An 18771-nucleotide genomic window follows, 5' to 3' on the forward strand; every position below is an offset into this window, starting at 1 on the left:
GCCCTTTGGCTTGATGGATATAACTGAAGCCTGCTGGCTTGGGCTGGCTATCAACCCGTATTACGCATACCTGCAGCAATACCGGCGATGGTAACCATCAGCGCCTTGTCCAGCTCGGGGTGCAGGGTCTCCGGGTGGTTGCGGGAGCGGTTGAGCAGCTCGGCTTGCAGCACGTTGAGCGGGTCAGTGTAGGGGTTGCGCAGCTTGATGGACTCCTTGATCCAGGGCTGATCCTCCAGCAGATCCCCGCGCGGGCTCAGTTTCAGCACCACCTCGATGGATTCGGCGAGCTCCTGACGCAGCTGTTTGCCAAGGCCCCACAGCTCCTGCGGCACCAGACGGGTGTCGTAGTACTCGGCGAGCCAGACGTCCGCCTTGAGGAATACCATCTCCAGCATTTCGAGGCGAGTGCGGAAGAAGGGCCACTGGGCGCTCATCTCTTCCAGCACCGCCAGCTTGCCGCCGTCGATCGCCTGCTGCAGCGCCTTGTGGGCACCGAGCCAAGCCGGCAGCATCAGGCGGTTCTGGGTCCAGGCGAAGATCCACGGAATGGCGCGCAGGCTCTCGACGCCGCCGTTGGGCTTGCGCTTGGAGGGACGGGAGCCGAGCGGCAACTTGCCGAGCTCCATCTCCGGGGTGGCGGCACGGAAGTAAGGGACGAAGTCCGGATGACCGCGCACGATACTGCGGTAGTGCTCGCAGGAGTCGGCGGCCAGCTGTTCCATCACCTCGCGCCAACACTCTTTCGGCTTGGGCGGTGGCAGCAGGTTCCCTTCCAGCACGGCGCTGGTGTAGAGCTCCAGACTCTTGATCGCCACTTTCGGCAGACCGAACTTGAAGCGGATCATCTCCCCCTGTTCGGTGGTACGCAGACCGCCGCGCAGGGATCCCGGCGGCTGGGAGAGGATGGCCTGATGGGCAGGCGCACCACCACGACCGACGGTACCGCCGCGGCCATGGAACAGGGTGAGGCGGATGTTGTTGGCTTCGGCCAGCCCCACCAGGGATTCCATGGCAGCGTACTGGGCCCAGCCTGCGGCCATCATGCCCGCATCCTTGGCAGAGTCGGAGTAACCGATCATCACGTACTGACGGCCCTGAATGTAGCCGCGATACCAGTCCACCGAGAGCAGACGCTCCATTACGGCGGTGCCTGCCATCAGGTCATCCTGGGTTTCAAACAGCGGGGCGACCGGCATGCGGAACTTGCAGCCCGCCTCTTTGAGCAGCAGTTGCACCGACAGCACGTCGGACGGCGCACCGGCCATGGAGATGATGTAGATACCGAACGCATCGGGGTCGTGCTTGGCGATGACCTGACAGGTTTCCAGCGTCTCGCGCACCTCGGCGCTCGGCTCCCAGTCGTGGGGAATGAGCGGGCGACGGGAGTTCAGTTCGTTGAGCAGGAAGGCCTGCTTGTCATCTTCACTCCACTCGGCGTAGTCACCCAGACCCAGATAGCGGGTCAGCTCGGAGAAGACCAGCCCATGACGCTCACCATCCTGACGGATATCGAGCTTGACCAGATGGATGCCGAAACAGGCGACCTTGCGCAGCACGTCCAGCAGCATGCCATCGGCGATGTTGCCCATGCCGCAGGCGTGCAATGAGTGGTAGCAGAGTTCCAGCGGCTCGCGCAGCTGGGCGGTGGTCTTGACCAGATCCTGGCTCTCGCTCGCCTGGCCCTGCACCTTGGCGGTGAGATGCTCCTTGGTTTCGCGCAGCGCTTCACGCAGCTCGCGCACCAGCGCACGGTAGGGCTCGGGGTGATCGCCAACGCGAGCGCGCACGGCGTCGGTACAGTCGGACATGGAGAGCTCGGAGGTGAGCTCCTTGATGTCTTTGTAGAACAGGCTCACCGCCATCCAGCGGCCAAGCTCCAGCACTTCGGCAGTCACCTTGGCGGTAACGAAGGGGTTGCCGTCTCGGTCACCGCCCATCCAGGAGGTGAACTTGACCGGCGCGGCATCCAGCGGCAACCGCACACCCAGATGGTGTTGCAGACGCTCGTCCAGATTGCGCATGAATTCGGGGATGGCAGGCCACAGGCTGTTCTCCACCACGGCAAAGCCCCACTTGGCCTCGTCGACCGGAGTCGGGCGCTGTTCGCGGATCTCGTTGGTGTGCCATGCCTGATTGATGAGCTGTTCGATGCGGTTGAGGATCTTGTCCCGCTCGCGAGGCAGCAGGTCGGAGAGCTCCAGCGCCTCGAGGCAGTCGTTGAGCTGTACGTGCTTGTGGATCAGGGTACGACGGGTCACCTCGGTGGGGTGAGCGGTCAGCACCAGATCGATATCCAGCTCGCGCACGGCCTGAATGATGGCCTCTTGTGACAGGTTGGATGCCTTGAGTTTGTCGAACATCAGCTCCAGCGGATCCGGGGTGCAGACCTGCTCTTCACAGCGACGGGAGATGGTGTGGAACTGTTCCGCCACGTTGGCCAGATTAAGGAACTGGCTGAAGGCGCGGGCCACCGGCAGCAGTTCATCATCGCTCAGGGTGCGCAGGGTATCGAGCAGACGTTCCCGGTCTGATTCATTGCCCTTGCGGGAGGACTTGGCCAATTGGCGAATGGTTTCGATCTTGTCGAGAAAGGCCTGACCCTGATGATCCTTGATGGATTTACCCAGCAGCTGACCCAGCATACCTACGTTGGCGCGTAGTGCGGCGTACTTTTCGTTCATTCCACATCCTTATCTTGTTGGTGCCTGACACCCATCCGGGGTGCTAGACGACCTCACTTATTGTTGTGCGATTACAACATATGCTCCGTCATCTTAGGGTGACAATCTACCCAGATTGTCTGCGCAAGGTCAAATAACAGGCCGATTCAGAACATGTATTTCCATCACCACTCCACAACCGGCTTGTTATGTAACTTACTTACAGTTTTTACGCCCCTTTCACCGCCGCCGCTACAGGCAAAAACGTCTGATCAGGTGTTGCAACACCGAGGTGGTCGGCTTGACGAAGGAGAGGTCGAGATACTCATCCGGCTGGTGCGCCTGGGTGATATGGCCGGGGCCCATCACTATGGTCTCGCAGCCAAGCTGCTGGATAAACGGCGCCTCGGTGCAGTAGTTGACCGACTCGGCGGCGCGACCGCTCGCCTTCTCAGCTTCGCGCACCAGCACAGAGTCGTCGGCGCAGGCGTAGGCAGGAATGGGTTCATGCAGATGTTGCAGATGCAGGCAGCCCGGCTGGTGGATCTCAATGGGCGATAGCGCCTCTTTGAGCATCCCCATCAGCTCATCCGGCCCCACCTGTGGGGTGGGTCGCAGGTCGATATGCAGCTCGCAGCAGCCGCAGATGCGGTTCGGGCTGTCGCCCCCCTGAATGTAACCGAGGTTCAGGGTTGGCTGCGGCACGGCAAAGCGGTGGTCGGCGTAGCGATCTTTCAGATCCTGCTGCAAGCGCAGCACCTGCCCCATCGCCTTGTGCATGATCTCCATGGCGTTGACGCCGTTGGCGGGATCCGAGCTGTGACCGCTCTTGCCGGTAATGCGGATCGCCTCCGACATATGCCCCTTGTGGGCCACTACAGGCACCAGCCCGGTCGGTTCGCCAATCACGGCGTAGTCGGGTTTAAGCTCCGCCGCCGCGGCGATGGCGCGGGCCCCAGCCATGGTGGTCTCTTCGTCGGCGGTAGCGAGAATGCGCAGCGGCTTGGTCAGCTTGGTGAGGTCGATATCTTTGAGCGCCTCGACGATAAAGGAGAAGAAGCCCTTCATATCGATGGTGCCGAGACCATAGAGGCGGTTGCCCTCTTCGGTCACCTTGAAGGGCTCCTTGCTCCACCCCCCCTCATCGAACGGCACCGTATCTGTGTGACCCGCCAGCAGCAGACCGCCCTCCCCCTGACCGATCGTAGCCACCAGATTGAACTTGCCCGGCAGGTCGGGGAGCGCTGTTACCTCGCACTGAAAACCGAGCTGACCGAACCAGTCGGCCAGCAGCCGGATCACCGCCTCGTTGCTCTGATCCCACTTGGGATCCGTGCTGCTGATAGAGGGAATCGCAATAATATTCTTATAAAGTGAAAAAAAATCCAGATTGGCCATCAGCTCCTCCTTGCGTCCCCGGAATGTTTCTGTTAGAAAATACAAATGCAAAGTGAGTGCATGAATATTCTGTAATTTTACCTGAATATCTGGCTCATCAACAAAGGCTTCTAGTTGTAAGGGAAAGTTAATGTTCTGTCACCTGATCTATAACCGACGACACACACCCGCCTGAATTGCCCCTCCGCACTTGTGCAAAGGGGCGATCGAACACCCTTGTGCACTGCAGCGTCATGCTGTGAATCTCGAACTCTGACTTGGAATATTCAACATGCTTAACACCGTTATCGTCGGTGCTAGTGGCTACGCGGGAGCCGAACTGGCCGCACTGGTACAGAACCACCCACAACTCAAGCTGTTCGGCCTCTATGTCTCCGCCGGCAGTCAGGATGCCCACAAGCGCTTCTCTTCCCTGCATCCCCAGTGGGTCGGAGCCCTCGATCAGCCGCTGCTGCCGCTGGACGACGACGGCATGACCCGGATCCTGACCCAGGCCGATCTGGTGCTGCTAGCCACCGCCCACGAGGTGAGCGCCGAGCTCGCCCCCAAGTTTCTCGCCAAGGGGTTGCCGGTGTTCGATCTCTCCGGCGCCTTCCGGGTCAAGGATCAGGGCTTTTACGACAGCTTCTACGGCTTCACCCACGACAGCGAACAGTGGCTGGATCAGGCCGTCTATGGCCTGGCCGAGTGGAACGCCGATGCCATCGCCACCGCCCAGCTGATTGCGGTGCCGGGTTGCTACCCGACCGCATCGCTGTGCGCCCTCAAGCCGCTGCAGCAAGATGGCCTGATTGCCAAGGGGTGGCAGCCCATCATCAACGCTGTCTCCGGGGTTTCCGGCGCCGGGCGCAAGGCAGCCATCAACACCAGCTTCTGCGAAGTGAGCCTCAATCCCTACGGCACCTTCAATCACAGACACCAGCCGGAGATCAGCCACCACCTCGGCAAGGAGGTGCTGTTCCAGCCCCACCTCGGCAACTATGTGCGCGGCATCCTGGCCACCATCTATGTGCAGCTGGCGGACGGCGTGACTCCCACCCAGGTGGATCAGGCCTTCCTCAAGGCTTACGAAAGCAAGCCGCTGGTGCGCCTCACCGGCCAGATGCCCTCCATCCGTGGCGTAGCGGGCACCCCTTACTGCGACATCGCCTGGCAACAGCAGGGCAACATGCTGGTGGTGGTCTCGGCCATCGACAACCTGCTCAAGGGCGCCGCCTCGCAAGCCATGCAGTGCATAAATATCAAATTTGGTTTTGAACCGGCCACTGGCCTGATTTAAGGACTTAGGAAGGATCTCGAACATGGACAAACAGACGTTGGTAATCAAGCTGGGCGGCGCCCTTATCGAGAACGACGAGGCGCTGACCGCCCTGTTCGCCACCCTCAAAACCTTTCTCGACGATCAGCACCGTCCGCTGGTGCTGGTGCACGGCGGTGGCTGTCTGGTGGATGACCTGCTCAAGGGGCTGGGTCTCACCTCTACCAAGAAGAACGGCCTGCGGGTAACCCCGTTCGAGCAGATCCCCTTTATTGCCGGTGCGCTGGCAGGGACCGCCAACAAGCAGATGATGGCCAAGGCGATCGCCACCGGCATTCCGGCGGTGGGACTCTGTCTGGCAGATGGCGGCCTCTGTCAGGTGACCCAGCTCGACCCGGATCTCGGCGCGGTCGGCGAGTGCAAGCCGGGCAATCCGGCACTGGTGGCGGGCATCCTCGGTCAGGGCTTCCTGCCGGTGGTGAGCTCCATCGGCATCACCGCCGAGGGGCAACTGATGAACGTCAACGCGGATCAGGCGGCCACCGCCATTGCCGAGGCGCTCGGTGCCGACCTAGTGATGCTTTCCGATGTGAGCGGGATCCTCGATGGCAAGGGCAAGCTGGTGCCCCAGCTCGACAAGCTGACCGCGCTGGATTTGATGGAGAAAGGGGTGATCACGGATGGCATGGCGGTCAAGGTAGAAGCGGCCCTGCACGCCGCCGAGACCCTCGGCAAACCGGTCTGTGTCGCCAGCTGGCGCTACCCGGATCAGCTGCTCAAGCTGCTGGCTGGCGGCGCGGTCGGCACCCAAGTCGCTATTTGATCTCCACCGGAACAAGGAACATCCGATGCAACATCTTCTGAAAGACAGTGATCTGAACAAAGCCCAGATTGAAGCGCTGATTGCGCTGGGTAAAGCGGTCAAGGCCGACCCGAAGAAGTACAGTCAGGCGCTGGCCGGCAAGAGCGTGGTCACCCTGTTCGAGAAACCCTCCCTGCGCACCCGGGTCACTTTCGACATCGGCATCGCCAAACTGGGCGGCCACAGCGTCTATCTGGATCAGCAAAACGGCGCGCTGGGCAAGCGGGAGTCGGTGAAGGATTTCGCCGCCAACCTGTCCCGCTGGTGTGATGCCATCGTCGCCCGGGTGTTCGATCACCAGACCCTGGTCGAGCTGGCAGAGCACGGCACAGTGCCGGTAGTGAACAGCCTGTGCAACCTCTACCACCCCTGTCAGGGGCTGGCCGACTTTATGACCATTGCCGAGCACTACGACGACCTGTCGAAGGTGAAGCTTGCCTACCTCGGTGATGGCAACAACGTCAGCCACTCTCTGCTGCTGCTGGGGGCGACACTGGGCACCGACGTGACCCTGATCTGCCCGAAAGGCCACGGCCCGGATACCCAGATCTTCCTGCAAGCGCAGGCGCTGGCGGCCAAGTCGGGGGCAACCATCCACATCAGTGATGACGTGGCGGATATCGAAGGGTTTGACGTGGCCTACACAGATACCTGGGTCTCCATGGGTGACAACACCCCGATGGAGCAGGTCAAAGACCTCTTTATGCCTTACCAGATCAACCAGGCCCTGCTCGACCGCACCGGCATCCAGCATGTGCTGCACTGCCAACCGGCGCACCGGGAGCTGGAGATCACCTCGCAGGTGATGGATGGCCCCGCCTCCCTCATCATGGACGAGGCCGAAAACCGGATGCATATCCAGAACGCCGTGTTGCTGACCCTGTTTGGGCATAAATAGTCAGGGCAACAAGTAACGCGGCACTCAACCTGAATCACGACCCTTTTATTGAATCATCATCGAATCATCACGGAGAGAAGTAACATGAGCGGAATCAACAAGATCGTACTGGCTTACTCGGGTGGACTGGATACCTCGGCCATCATTCCCTGGCTGAAAGAGCACTATGACGCCGAAATCATCGCCTTTGTGGCCGACGTCGGTCAGGAGCGCGACGATCTGGAAGGGATCGAGCAGAAGGCCATCGCCTCCGGCGCCACCAAGTGCATCATCAAGGATCTGCGGGAAGAGTTCGTCAAAGAGTACGTCTACCCGACCCTGAAGACCGGCGCCGTCTATGAGGGCACCTATCTGCTGGGCACCTCCATGGCCCGTCCGGTGATCGCCAAGGCGATGGTCGAAGCGGCGCTGGCGGAAGGGGCCGATGCCATCTCCCACGGCTGCACCGGCAAGGGTAACGATCAGGTGCGTTTCGAAGGCGCGGTCGCCGCGCTGGCGCCCCAGCTGAAAGTCATCGCCCCGTGGCGGATCTGGGACATGCGCTCCCGGGAAGATCTGCTCTCCTATCTGGAGACCCGCAACATCCCCTGCAAGGCGACCCTGAAGAAGATTTACAGCCGCGATGCCAACGCCTGGCACATCTCCACCGAGGGTGGCGAGCTGGAGAGCACCTGGAACGAGCCGTCCGAAGCGGTCTGGCAGTGGACCGTACCGGCCGAACAGGCACCGGATCAGCCGGAGTACGTCAAGCTGACCGTGGCGCAGGGTGAAGTGGTGGCCGTGGATGACCAGCCGCTCAGCCCGCACCAGATCCTGATGACCCTGAACGAGCGTGCCGGCAAGCACGGCGTGGGCCGCATCGACATCACCGAAAACCGGATGGTGGGGATGAAGTCCCGCGGCTGCTACGAGACCCCAGGCGGTACCGTGATGGTCGCCGCGCTGCGCGCGGTGGAAGAGCTGGTACTGGATCGCCCGACCCGCGCCTGGCGGGAGAAGCTGGGTGCCGAGTTCTCCCATCTGGTCTATGACGGTCGCTGGTTCACCCCGCTGTGCAAGGCGATCCTCGCCTCTGCCAACGCCATCGCCGAAGATCTGGACGGTGAAGTGGTGCTGAAGATGTACAAGGGTCAGGTCACTGCGGTGCAGAAGAAGTCGCCGAACAGCCTCTACTCCGAAGACTTCGCCACCTTCGGCGCCGACGAAGTGTATGACCAGAGCCATGCCGAAGGCTTTATCCGTCTCTACACCCTGGCCAGCCGGATCCGCGCCATGAAGGAGCAGCATCAAGCCATCGGTGGTGATCACACCCACGGTTAAGCAAGCGCGATAACCCGTTGATTCCGTTGAGGGGGCATGGCCCCCTCTTCTACAGGCAGAGAGCATAGCCCCCTGACCCATCATCGGCGGTGTGACAAGAGCGGCAGCGCCCCGGCCGCTTCTGTGAGATAACAGGCTCGCAGAAAAACAGGGCACGATTTCAAGCTCGGCGGCCAGGGCGCCGCCGACAACGCATTCAAGGAGAGCAGTATGGCACTTTGGGGTGGACGCTTCAGTCAGGGAGCCGATAGCCGGTTCAAGCAGTTCAACGATTCGCTGCGGTTCGATTACCGGCTGGCGGAGCAGGATATTCAGGGCTCCATGGCTTGGGCCCGCGCGCTGGTGAAAGTGGGTGTATTGACCGCCGATGAGCAGGGCAAGCTGCAGCAGGCGATGGAGGTGCTGCTCGCCTCGGTGCAGCAGGATCCCCAGCAGATCCTGAGCTCGGATGCCGAAGATATCCACTCCTGGGTCGAGAGCCAGCTCATCGCCGCCGTCGGCGATCTCGGCAAGAAACTGCACACCGGTCGCTCGCGCAACGATCAGGTCGCCACCGACTTGAAACTCTGGTGCAAGGCGCAGGGCGAGCTGCTGCTCGGCTCCATCACCGCCCTGCAGCAGGGACTGGTCGCCTCCGCTCGTGCCAATCAGGCCGCGGTGCTGCCCGGTTACACCCACCTGCAGCGGGCCCAACCGGTCACCTTCGCTCACTGGGCGCTGGCCTATGTGGAGATGCTGGAGCGGGACTACTCCCGCCTGCAGGATGCGCTGAAGCGGCTCGACACCAGCCCGCTCGGCTGCGGCGCGCTGGCGGGCACTGCCTACGCCATCGACCGCGAAGCGCTGGCGCTCGACATGGGCTTTGCCGGCGCCACCCGCAACAGTCTGGATTCGGTCTCCGATCGGGATCACGTGGTGGAGCTGATGCACGTGGCGTCCCTCTCCATGACACACCTATCGCGCTTTGCCGAAGATCTCATCTTCTACAACACCGGCGAGGCGGGCTTTGTCGAGCTCTCCGATGCGGTCACTTCCGGCTCGTCGCTGATGCCGCAGAAGAAGAACCCGGATGCGCTGGAGCTGATCCGTGGCAAGACCGGCCGGGTGGTCGGCGCCCAGATGGGCATGCTGATGAGCCTCAAGGCGCTGCCGCTGGCCTACAACAAGGATATGCAGGAAGACAAAGAGGGACTGTTCGATGCCCTCGACACCTGGCACGACTGCCTCGATATGGCCGCGCTGGTGCTGATCGATTTGAAGGTCAACGGCGAGCGCACCATGGCGGCGGCGCAAGGCGGCTACGCCAACGCCACCGAGCTGGCGGACTATCTGGTTGCCAAGGGGATTCCATTCCGTGAAGCCCACCATATCGTCGGCGAAACTGTGGTATTCGCCATCAGCGTGGGCAAACCGCTGGAGGAGCTCTCCATCGGCGAGTTCCAGCGCTTCAGCCCGGTGATCGAGTTCGACGTCTACCCCAATCTGGAACTGGAAGCGACCCTCGCCAAACGGGTCGCCAAAGGCGGCGTCGCCCGGGAGCAGGTAGAAGCAGCCCTGACTGCCGCCGAAGCTTGGCTGGCCAAGCGGGTGGGTTAAACCAACCTGCTTGTCATTCGAACTAGAAAGCAAAACGGCAACCTCAGGTTGCCGTTTTTTATTGCTCACCGCGGTTCAGGCGCTAGCATTGAGCAGTTTGCCAACCCCTTCCCCCTTGCCATTTGGCAGGGTCTGTTTAAAGGCACCGAGCAGCTGGTCGAGGTTGAGATGGCTGGCACCAAGGGTGCCCTTGAGGGTATCGAGCTCGCTTTGCAGCGCATCGAGGCGGGTGCTCTGGGTGCCGCTCGCCAGCTGATTGCGGGCGCTATCGATGGCAGCTGGGAGTGACTGACCGCTATTCTCCTGCCCCAGAGTCTGCATCAGCTCCCCCATAAAGTGGTTGATGGCCGAGCGGTTCTGTTCGCTATCGGCATCCTTGATACCGAGTCGCTGGAACAAGCTCTGGACAGTCGGGGCAAGGCGATCCACCTGTACGGCAGGCTGCACAGGCTCAGGTTTGCTACTGCTGACAAGCAGCTGACTGCCCAGCTTGAGGGCGATCGAGGCAAGGGGAAGCAGGCTGCTGATCATGATAACTCTCCGCGACAACGACCCTTGATGGTGTTGCCAAGAGATGTGCATAAGCGGGGCCAGCACGGCGATAAAACGCACCGCACCGGCTAATCCCTTGAATGACATAACTATTTGTTCACCCACCACGCCAGCACGCAGGAGATGGCCGAGCGCAAAGGGGGGTCAGGCGGCCAGTGGCTGCCGCCACGGGCGGTAGTGGCAATATGGTGGCAAAGCGTTTTGCCGCCCACCCGAGCCGCGACCCCTTCCTTTCACACCCTGCTCGCCAACTCTTTGAGCCACTTGCGCAGCCGCCCGTTGGCGTTGAGATAGGGGGAGGCGCTATTGAACTGGATCATCCGCCCGAGCGTCCACTTCTCATACCAGAGGCAGCCATACAGCTGCTGGTCGCTGCGCGCCTCCACCAGTTCGATGATGCATCCTCTGGCGGCAGCCAATCGCTGCAACAACGCCGGATAGCAGAGCCCCTCGTAATCCCGATAGAACTTTTGGGCCAGCCTGCCCAACTCGTTCCACTTAAAACCGGTTTCGGGAAAATCCACTGGCAGACCTGCCGCATCCCGCTCGATCCACTTGATCAGCAGTTCACTCCAGCCGATAAGGTAGGCCAGCAGATTGGCGACGCTCATGGTGGTTCCCTTGCTGTGCCCTGCCAGGGTCGGCTCCCGCACCCGGCTCTCGGGGACGGCCTGCAACGCCTTGAACAACTTGCTGAAATTGGTATCGATCGCGAGTAGCAGCTCGGCCTTGTTTTGCGGGATCCCCATTGCTCTCCCCTTTTCAGGTTTGCTTGCGGCGCAGCCGAAGCGATTGCCGCAACCAAGGCAGCACGTTACGCTAGCCCTCTTCATCCTGTACAGCTCATCCAGTACAGGTCAACCATCACGGCAAGATCGGCAATGAATCAACTAATCAGCTATATCAGGGCCATTCATCGACAGGCGAGCCTCGTCACCCTCACACGCCAAGAGAGTGAACACTATAGCGAGCATGATGAGAGCGGCACTGTGATCCAGCACCAGATAACCACCAGCTGGTTTGCCAATGGGGTCGTCATCCGCCAGCAAACCGAGCAGGACGAAGCGCCATCGCAGCAGCTTTGTGCCGAGTGCTGGATCAGCTATCGGGTCATCGCCAGTCCCATCCCCATCACTCCAGCCAGCAAGCTGTTTCACAACCATTGTCAGGAGCGATTCTGGTTGAAGGTGCAGGGCATCACGCCGCAAGGGTGATTGGTGCGCCCGTGAGCAGGGCGCAGCAGGGGGAAACGCAAAGAGGCTCCGAAGAGCCTCTTTTTGTTTCCGTGCCTGAACCTGACTCAGCCCAGCAGCAGATAGAGCTGGTGCGCCGCCACCCCGGCGCACAGGCCGCCGATGGTATGGGCGACAATGGCGCGGGAGGTGAGGTGGCGATAGCCGAGGGCGTCGAGCATGGCTCGGATTGCTCAGGAAGATCACAGCTTTAACATATATCTGACTTTCTTGTTAAGTCTGGATAACAGAACGGGTCATCTTATTAGGAAGCTTGAGATGACAAGGCTCGTAGCTTCATGAACACCAAACTATTACCTCTAACGCCCTGTAGGATGGATTGAACATTATGAAAAGTTATAAATTTACCACATCAAAACAATTGATATATTTTTTATCAAAATAATATATGATGCGAGATCTTGCTAACAAATCCTCAAACGAACCTCATCCATTGATGTTAAATTATCTAAAGCTAAGCTAAAGTATCAATTGGTAAATATAGTGAACTCATAAAAACCATCTTGCAGATTATAAAAGAATTAGATTGACATCTAGTTGGAGGTGACTATTGATTGGCAACAAATCCTTTCAAGGGGTTATATTTGATGTAGACGCCACACTTGTAGATACAATATCTGTAATAAATGACATATGGCAAACGTGGTCTACTGTTAATTCTATCGATTTTGAAACTGTATACCCATATATACATGGAAGAAAAGTCAATGAAACATTAAGTTACGTTAATCAAAAACTCAACAATGAGGATGAGATTTCAAAAATAAAACTTATTGCGATTGAAAAAATGAGTTATGCCAAACCGATATCTGGTGCAGTTGATTTTGTAAATAAAATCCCGAGTCATTTATGGGGGATTGCTACTAGTGGGCCTTATGATATAGCAAAGAAAAGCCTTTCCTCATCAGGATTTACTTTACCAAATGTGATGGTTTGTGGGGAAAACGTTCAAAGAGGGAAACCAAATCCAGAACCATTTATTACCGCAGCTACAGCACTTGGATTTGCGCCAGAACAGTGTGTTGTATTTGAAGACTCCCCTGCAGGAATTAGATCGGCAAAAGATGTCGGGTGTTATACCGTGGCTTTGCGAACCAGCCATACTGACGACGAGCTGTATCAAGCTGATACTATTATAAATAATTTCAATGACATATATATTGTAATGCGCAATAAAAACACATCAATAAACATATATAGGAACTTACTATGCCAACGATCATGAAAGTAATGATGATAGTATTTAACCTAAGCATTCTTTACTATCTATCACCCATTTTCTCTCATTCATCAGAAACCACTGTAGACATGAGAATTATTTGTTTAATTTTCACATCCATTGGATTGAGCTCATTTTATATTAGTGCGGTGAGATTTATCTATAAAAACATGAAAATAAGGAGGGATATATAAAACAGAGGACGCCAGTTTATTTTTACTGAGGTATTACCATACTTTGTTCTGCGCCAATTTTTTATTGCCACCTGCAAACATACTAAACGCCTGTGCCGCTTGATAAAACCGTTCCACTGCTTCGTGCCTAGGCATCTTAGTCCTCTGATTTCCATACAGACCGGGTATAGACCGGAACGGCTTACGACACTGTAACGTACAGCCGTGTCTAGTCCTGAAATAGGTTTACACATTTTCAACTAGCATTTCTCTACTCAGAATCCCCTATGTACCGCATCGGGGGTTCTGTATTTCAACGCATGATGCGGCCGCTCCTCGTTGTAAATATCCACCGCTTCACGCACCCTTTCCCGCGCTTGCGTCAAATCCTGCGGGCTTTGCAACAATAACTCCCCTTTCAAAATCCCGTTCACCCGCTCCGCCAACGCATTCAGGTAACAGTCATACCCATCCGTCATCGAGCATGTTACCCCGTACCGCTCATGTAGTGACTGATACAGCCCCGAGCAATACTGCACGCCGCGGTCCGAGTGATGGATTAGCTCCCCGCTGCCACACCGTTGCTTCAGTGCTTTCTTGAACGCCATCGCCACCGATTCGGCACGCATTCCTTCGTGTACGTGATGGCCCACTATCTTGCGTGAGTAGGCATCCGTCACCAGGCTCAGGTACAGCGGCCCGCTCCTGGCTGGCAGATAGGTGATATCAGCGACCCAGACTTGCTCCGGGGCCACCGGTGTGACCTGCTCTGGCCCCGCCTTGAGCAAGTTGGGATGACGGTAGAAACGGTGAAAACTGTGGGTGGTCTTGTGATACGCCCGTCTGGGTGGCACCAGCAAGCGGTGCTCGGCCAATATCTGAAACAGCCTGTCACGCCCGACCTTGAGCCCGCCATCCTCCTGACCCTGCAGCAGATAATGCAGCTTGCGCGTGCCCACCCGAGGTTGTCGCAGTCGAACCTGACGCACAAAGCGCACCACCTGCAATCCCTGTGCATGGCGCTCGTCGGCGACCCGATTGCGCTTGTAGTAAGCCTGCCGGCTTATCCCCAGAAACAGGCAAGCCCTGACAATGGTCAGCCTCTCGACTTGCCGCTGCGAGAGGACTTGCCGGGTCGCTTTTTTACGATGGAGACGCCGTAGTCATTCTTCAGTACATCGACGACGGCCTCAAAGAACTGGGCTTTCTGACTCATCAGCGCCAGCTGCTGCTCGAGTTCCTTGATGCGCTGTTCGGGTGTCTGGTTGTCGGGGTCAGGCATGGTGATGCTCCTGCCGGCACGTACAGAAGCCCCCTGGCTCCAATCTTGCCGACCATGTTTACGCAACCATACCAGAACGGTGGAGCGGCCCTGAATGCCATAACGCACCTGAGCCTGTTTGTAGGTGAGCTCGCCTTTTTCAATCTGCTCGACCAGTGCCAGTTTAAAAGTCAGCGAGTAATCGCGCTGCGTCCGTTTCACACCTTGTCCCACCGGGTTCTCCATTTATTGGGGGGAAAGGTGTAAACCATATTCAGGACGGGACAACGCACAGAAAAAGGGCGACCAGATGGTCGCCCTTTTTGATTTGTGCGGGATACCGCCCGGTCAAAGCAGATCGTAGATAAGGGCCGAGATGGCAAGCAGCCCCATCACCAACACAAAAAGGGTACTCGGCCCGCGATAACGCTTGAGTGCGGGCAAGCGATAGATGGAGCAGGCCGGCAGCAGAAACAGGATCACCGCGATCAGCGGGCCACTGACGCGCTCGATGATGTCGAGCACGTTGGGGTTCAGATAGGTGATGACGGCGGTCACCATAAACAGGATCACTGATGACACCCGGGCGATGGTCGACTCCTTGAGGGAGAGCCCCAGCCCCTGACAGGCACCGCTCACCATGCTCACCGTCCCCTCGCTCACCCCCATGGATGTGCCGAGGAAAGATTTGGACATGGCCAGAATGGCGATGAGCGGCCCCACATAGGCGATCAGCGGATTGGAGAACTTGTTCGCCAGCGCCGACAGCACGGAGATATTGTCGGTGCGGGCCAGCGCCATCTCGGCCTGACTCAGACTCATCACGCAGCTCACCACGAAAAAGAGCACGCTGCCGCAAATCAGCATGCTGCTGCACTTGATGATCCGCTTGGCACGCAGGTCGGCATTCTCCTGACAACGCTTTTTCTGCGCTGCGCTGAAGGAAGAAATAATGGGCGCATGGCTGAAAGAGAACACCATCACCGGCACGATCAGCCAGAGGGATTTCCAGAACGCCGGATCACGCCAGTCCACAGACTGACTCTCGCCGAAATAGGAGAGGCTCCACTGGGGCAGCAGATAGATGGAGAGGCCAATCAGAAAGGCGACCATGGGCAGCGCCAGCACGCTGATGGCCGACACCACGATCTGTTTGCCGGCCAGCAGCACCAGATGCAGGCCTAGCATCACCCCCAGCACCAGCAAGCCGCGCGGCAGCTCGGCATCCCCCAGCTGGTGAACCACGAAGCTCTGGATCGCGTTGGTGATGGAGATGCTGTAGACCAGAATGATGGGGTAGAAGGCCATCAGATAGACCAGCATCAGCAGCTTGCCCGCCTTGGCACCGAAGTGCTCCTCCACCACATGGGTGATATCCCCTTCCCGATGGGAGCTGGAGAGCACAAAGCGGCTCAATGCCCGGTGGGAATAATAAGAGAGCGGAAAAGCCAGCAATAAAATAAACAGCAAAATAACCGGAGAATTACTGCCAACCGTAATAGGGAGAAATAACGTACCGGCACCGACAGCAGTGGCATATAGGCCCATGGTCCATACCGAATCGCTTTTCTCCCATTTCAATTTTGAAACAGGGTTACTCTTTTCAGCAATAGAAACACTCATCGCAATATATACCTTATTAATCTGTCATCATTATTTTTATTGGCCCGAATAACAGGCTGGAGATATGTCGTTGCATATCGCCCTGCACATGAAAAAACAACGCCGCCAGCGGCCAACAGGGCCACCGGAGAGAAACGGAGCTGCCACGCTACCATCGTTGAAATCGCTATCCGGGTCAAGGTTAATAATTCATGACTGTTTGAATCGGAATGTTTCAAAAGACAACAGGATGTATCACATTCGTCACCCAAAACCCGATTCACGCCTGTTTGATAACATACCGATAAAACCTCATGCTGTTGCCCAACAACATAAATAAGACCAGCGAACAGGCCGATAATATTAACACCTTAAGCTGTAGAATATGAGTTAAATAATACGGCCAACTTTTCTACTAATTGACAGTGATGTCAGCCAATTTATTCTGGGTAAAAGCGCAGGCTATTTCCCGCAGCAACCGGGGCGGCACTTTCAACCTGCCGGGCAGTGCGCCACCCGGTTGCGGCCTGCCCGCTTGGCCCGATAGAGCCACTCGTCGGCCCGTGCCAGCGCCTGATTGATCTCCTCATCCGGCTGCACCAGGGTTGTGCCCAGACTGACCGTGATGGCGACCGGATCGGCAGGCAGCGCTTCGACGGCGGCGCGGATCTGCTCCGCCATCTGCTGCAAACCGGCTTCATCGATCCGCGGCAGCAGGATCAGAAACTCCTCGCCACCGCTGCGTACAAAGAGGTCGTCCGCCCGCAACAGGGCATCGATACAACGACTGAAGCGCTGCAAGGCCCGATCTCCCTGCTGGTGGCCGTAACGATCGTTGAGCTGCTTGAAGTGATCGATGTCGAGCATGATAAGACCGCAGGGGGCCTCCCCTGCCCGCAACGGCTGGCAGTGCTCGAAGAAGAAACGGCGGTTGTAGAGGCCGGTCAGCTGGTCGGTTTCACTCTGGCGCAGCAGTCGCTGCTGCAACTCGTACTGGCGGGTGATATTGCGGGTCACCCAGGCCACCGCCCGCTTGCCGTCATAGAGGGAGGGCAGCGGCGCAATCTTGCCCTCAAAACGCTGTATCCCTTGCGGCCCGGCGGCAGCATTGATCCCCCCCACCTCGGCGGCGGAGAGCTCATACTCCACCACCCGCACCTGACCGCTCGCCAGCGACTCGGCTACCGGCGCCTTGACCCACATGGCCATCTCGGGTGGCAGCACATCGGCCAGCTGCTTGCCCGCCAGCGGATTGCCATCGTGATAGGATTGCTGCTCCATGCCGCCGATATATTCCACGTAATAGCCATCTTCACTGAGGATAAAGACGGGATCTGGCAGCTGGGCCATCACTTCATAAAGCTGGGTTACCGAAAGCGCCACGAAGACTCCTGTACTTCAACGTCAAACAGGGGGGAGATATTCTGCCTCAAGAGGACTCACGCGCCCTCATCGGCAGCGCAGAAAAATCTGCGGCCACAGCCAACAATCCTTTACATCTAGCAGCCTGCCAGCCTCTCGGCCACCACAGGTGGCCAGCGCGTTGCTACTCCCGCCACTGCGCTCGCTCACGGCGGCGAAAGCCCCCTCCCCCGGTCACGCATATCCCATTGTTTCAACTCACAAGTTCATTTACGCTGGCCGTCCTGAGTCCAGTTTTCACCTCATCAGCCATCAGGAACGCCAGCCGCCCGCAACCGCAGGGGCTGTACCACGGAAAAGGAATCGCCAGATGAAAAACGCCATCGTTACCGCCCGCTTCGACGCCATCAGCACCGAAGGGGAACAGCTCACCCTCAAGATCGCCATCAAGGCCCCCGAGCCGGATCCCAAGTCCGCCAGCGGTGACTGGCGCTGCAAGGTGAAGCTGGCGGGGCTGAGCGAAAAGACCTTTATCTACGGCATCGACAGCCTGCAGGCCCTGAGCCTCGCCATCAAGTTTGTCGAAACCGAACTGCGCGCCTTCTCCGATGCTGGCTGGCAGTTCTATCTGCCCAATTGCCCAGATCACCCCATCGACATGAGCGCCTGCTACTTCCCGGCGCTCTAGCCCGGCCCATCCAAGGAGACCTGATGCACGGACCCGATCCCGCCAATCCCCACCCCATGAACGGATTTCCCCAGGTGTGCTTTATCAAGAACACCATCAAGGGGCCCAATATCGAGGTGGGTGACTACACCTATTACGACGACCCGGAGGATTCGGCGGGCTTCGAGCGCAACGTCCTCTACCACTTCCCCTTCATCGGCGACAAGCTGATCATCGGCAAGTTCTGCGCCATCGCCCGCGGGGTGAAGTTCATCATGAACGGCGCCAACCACCAGACCTCCGGCTTCTCCACCTACCCCTTCTTTATCTTCGGCAACGGCTGGGAGCATGCCGCACCCGCCCCGGGCAGCCTCCCCTACAAGGGCGATACCGTTATCGGCAACGATGTCTGGATTGGCTATGACGCTCTGATCATGCCGGGGGTAAAAGTCGGCAACGGCGCCATCATCGCAGCCCGCTCCGTGGTCACCGGCGACGTGCCCGCCTACGCCGTGGTCGGCGGCAACCCGGCGAAAGTGATCCGCTACCGCTTCGACGACGACACCATCGCCCGTCTCAACACCATCGCCTGGTGGGACTGGCCGGTGGAGCAGATCAGCCGCCATTTGCCGCTTATCAGCGGCGGCGAGATAGCCGCGCTGGAAGCGGCAACCCCATAGCGACAAT

16 protein-coding genes are annotated in these 18771 nt (G+C 58.3%); 9 read left to right on the top strand and 7 right to left on the bottom strand.

Translation table 11 applies throughout. From position 1 onward, the window contains the following. Positions 1–50: 50 nt before the first annotated feature. Both ppc and argE read right to left on the bottom strand, forming a co-directional pair. A complete protein-coding gene (gene ppc, locus ACTG2W_RS10965) occupies positions 51–2684 on the bottom strand; it encodes a phosphoenolpyruvate carboxylase (RefSeq protein WP_106844182.1) in 2634 nt (877 codons plus the stop codon). Between the two features lie 231 nt (positions 2685–2915). Beyond that, complete coding sequence (gene argE, locus ACTG2W_RS10970) at positions 2916–4061, bottom strand: acetylornithine deacetylase (RefSeq protein WP_440016201.1); 1146 nt, start codon at positions 4059–4061, stop codon at positions 2916–2918. Positions 4062–4332: 271 nt separating this feature from the next. On the opposite strand from argE, the gene argC reads away from it, so the two are divergent. The 5 genes from argC (at position 4333) to argH (ending at position 9995) form a co-directional block, all read left to right on the top strand. Further along, on the top strand, positions 4333–5340 hold the full coding sequence (argC, locus tag ACTG2W_RS10975) for an N-acetyl-gamma-glutamyl-phosphate reductase (RefSeq protein WP_106844180.1): 1008 nt from the start codon (positions 4333–4335) through the stop codon (positions 5338–5340). A 22-nt stretch (positions 5341–5362) separates the two neighbouring features. After that, entirely contained in the window at positions 5363–6142 is a 780-nt protein-coding gene (gene argB / locus ACTG2W_RS10980) for an acetylglutamate kinase (RefSeq protein WP_040099221.1), read from the top strand. A 25-nt stretch (positions 6143–6167) separates the two neighbouring features. After that, positions 6168–7079, top strand: a complete 912-nt coding sequence (locus tag ACTG2W_RS10985) for an ornithine carbamoyltransferase (protein WP_058058657.1) — start codon at positions 6168–6170, stop codon at positions 7077–7079. Between the two features lie 84 nt (positions 7080–7163). Further along, positions 7164–8399: an argininosuccinate synthase gene (locus ACTG2W_RS10990; protein ID WP_033115910.1), complete on the top strand. Its 1236-nt coding sequence runs from the start codon at positions 7164–7166 to the stop codon at positions 8397–8399. A gap of 210 nt (positions 8400–8609) precedes the next feature. Next, positions 8610–9995, top strand: coding sequence for an argininosuccinate lyase (argH, locus tag ACTG2W_RS10995; RefSeq protein WP_106844178.1), 1386 nt, complete (start codon positions 8610–8612; stop codon positions 9993–9995). 75 nt (positions 9996–10070) lie between these two features. Here the strand turns inward: argH and ACTG2W_RS11000 are convergent, their stop codons facing one another. Then, positions 10071–10526 carry a hypothetical protein gene (locus tag ACTG2W_RS11000; RefSeq protein ID WP_106844177.1) on the bottom strand — a complete coding sequence of 152 codons (456 nt, stop codon included), beginning with the start codon at positions 10524–10526 and terminating at the stop codon, positions 10071–10073. 254 nt (positions 10527–10780) lie between these two features. Further along, positions 10781–11296, bottom strand: coding sequence for a ClbS/DfsB family four-helix bundle protein (locus tag ACTG2W_RS11005; RefSeq protein ID WP_106844176.1), 516 nt, complete (start codon positions 11294–11296; stop codon positions 10781–10783). A 132-nt stretch (positions 11297–11428) separates the two neighbouring features. On the opposite strand from ACTG2W_RS11005, the gene ACTG2W_RS11010 reads away from it, so the two are divergent. Then, positions 11429–11761, top strand: a complete 333-nt coding sequence (locus ACTG2W_RS11010; protein WP_106844175.1) for a hypothetical protein — start codon at positions 11429–11431, stop codon at positions 11759–11761. A 589-nt stretch (positions 11762–12350) separates the two neighbouring features. Then, entirely contained in the window at positions 12351–13025 is a 675-nt protein-coding gene (locus ACTG2W_RS11015) for an HAD-IA family hydrolase (RefSeq protein ID WP_106844174.1), read from the top strand. A gap of 442 nt (positions 13026–13467) precedes the next feature. On the opposite strand, the gene ACTG2W_RS11020 is transcribed toward ACTG2W_RS11015, so the two are convergent. The 3 genes from ACTG2W_RS11020 to ACTG2W_RS11030 form a co-directional block, all read right to left on the bottom strand. Then, a protein-coding gene (locus ACTG2W_RS11020) for an IS3 family transposase (RefSeq protein WP_106844173.1) occupies positions 13468–14687 on the bottom strand; the annotation gives its coding sequence in 2 pieces (ribosomal slippage) (positions 13468–14339 and positions 14339–14687; 1221 coding nt in all). 114 nt (positions 14688–14801) lie between these two features. Beyond that, positions 14802–16076, bottom strand: coding sequence for an amino acid permease (locus ACTG2W_RS11025; RefSeq protein WP_106844172.1), 1275 nt, complete (start codon positions 16074–16076; stop codon positions 14802–14804). A gap of 471 nt (positions 16077–16547) precedes the next feature. Further along, entirely contained in the window at positions 16548–17438 is an 891-nt protein-coding gene (locus tag ACTG2W_RS11030) for a sensor domain-containing diguanylate cyclase (RefSeq protein ID WP_106844171.1), read from the bottom strand. Positions 17439–17787: 349 nt separating this feature from the next. Between ACTG2W_RS11030 and ACTG2W_RS11035 the strand changes: the two genes are divergently transcribed. Beyond that, positions 17788–18105: a DUF6968 family protein gene (locus ACTG2W_RS11035; RefSeq protein ID WP_106844170.1), complete on the top strand. Its 318-nt coding sequence runs from the start codon at positions 17788–17790 to the stop codon at positions 18103–18105. A 23-nt stretch (positions 18106–18128) separates the two neighbouring features. Then, the gene (locus tag ACTG2W_RS11040) at positions 18129–18764 is read left to right on the top strand and encodes a Vat family streptogramin A O-acetyltransferase (protein WP_128834831.1); all 636 of its coding nucleotides are present in this window, start codon (positions 18129–18131) and stop codon (positions 18762–18764) included. The last annotated feature ends 7 nt before the right edge of the window (positions 18765–18771 follow it).

The sequence above is a fragment of the Aeromonas sp. 96A genome (assembly GCF_051919165.1).
Classification (GTDB): Bacteria; Pseudomonadota; Gammaproteobacteria; order Enterobacterales; family Aeromonadaceae; genus Aeromonas; species Aeromonas veronii.

Bases quoted from the DNA above. Each gene is read 5' to 3' on its own strand.
- argH (WP_106844178.1), top strand. From the start codon at position 8,610: ATGGCACTTTGGGGTGGACGCTTCAGTCAGGGAGCCGATAGCCGGTTC.
- argC (WP_106844180.1), top strand. From the start codon at position 4,333: ATGCTTAACACCGTTATCGTCGGTGCTAGTGGCTACGCGGGAGCCGAA.
- ACTG2W_RS11000 (WP_106844177.1), bottom strand. From the start codon at position 10,526: ATGATCAGCAGCCTGCTTCCCCTTGCCTCGATCGCCCTCAAGCTGGGC.
- ACTG2W_RS10985 (WP_058058657.1), top strand. From the start codon at position 6,168: ATGCAACATCTTCTGAAAGACAGTGATCTGAACAAAGCCCAGATTGAA.
- ACTG2W_RS11010 (WP_106844175.1), top strand. From the start codon at position 11,429: ATGAATCAACTAATCAGCTATATCAGGGCCATTCATCGACAGGCGAGC.
- ACTG2W_RS11035 (WP_106844170.1), top strand. From the start codon at position 17,788: ATGAAAAACGCCATCGTTACCGCCCGCTTCGACGCCATCAGCACCGAA.
- argE (WP_440016201.1), bottom strand. From the start codon at position 4,061: ATGGCCAATCTGGATTTTTTTTCACTTTATAAGAATATTATTGCGATT.
- ACTG2W_RS11040 (WP_128834831.1), top strand. From the start codon at position 18,129: ATGCACGGACCCGATCCCGCCAATCCCCACCCCATGAACGGATTTCCC.
- argB (WP_040099221.1), top strand. From the start codon at position 5,363: ATGGACAAACAGACGTTGGTAATCAAGCTGGGCGGCGCCCTTATCGAG.
- ACTG2W_RS10990 (WP_033115910.1), top strand. From the start codon at position 7,164: ATGAGCGGAATCAACAAGATCGTACTGGCTTACTCGGGTGGACTGGAT.
- ppc (WP_106844182.1), bottom strand. From the start codon at position 2,684: ATGAACGAAAAGTACGCCGCACTACGCGCCAACGTAGGTATGCTGGGT.
- ACTG2W_RS11005 (WP_106844176.1), bottom strand. From the start codon at position 11,296: ATGGGGATCCCGCAAAACAAGGCCGAGCTGCTACTCGCGATCGATACC.
- ACTG2W_RS11025 (WP_106844172.1), bottom strand. From the start codon at position 16,076: ATGAGTGTTTCTATTGCTGAAAAGAGTAACCCTGTTTCAAAATTGAAA.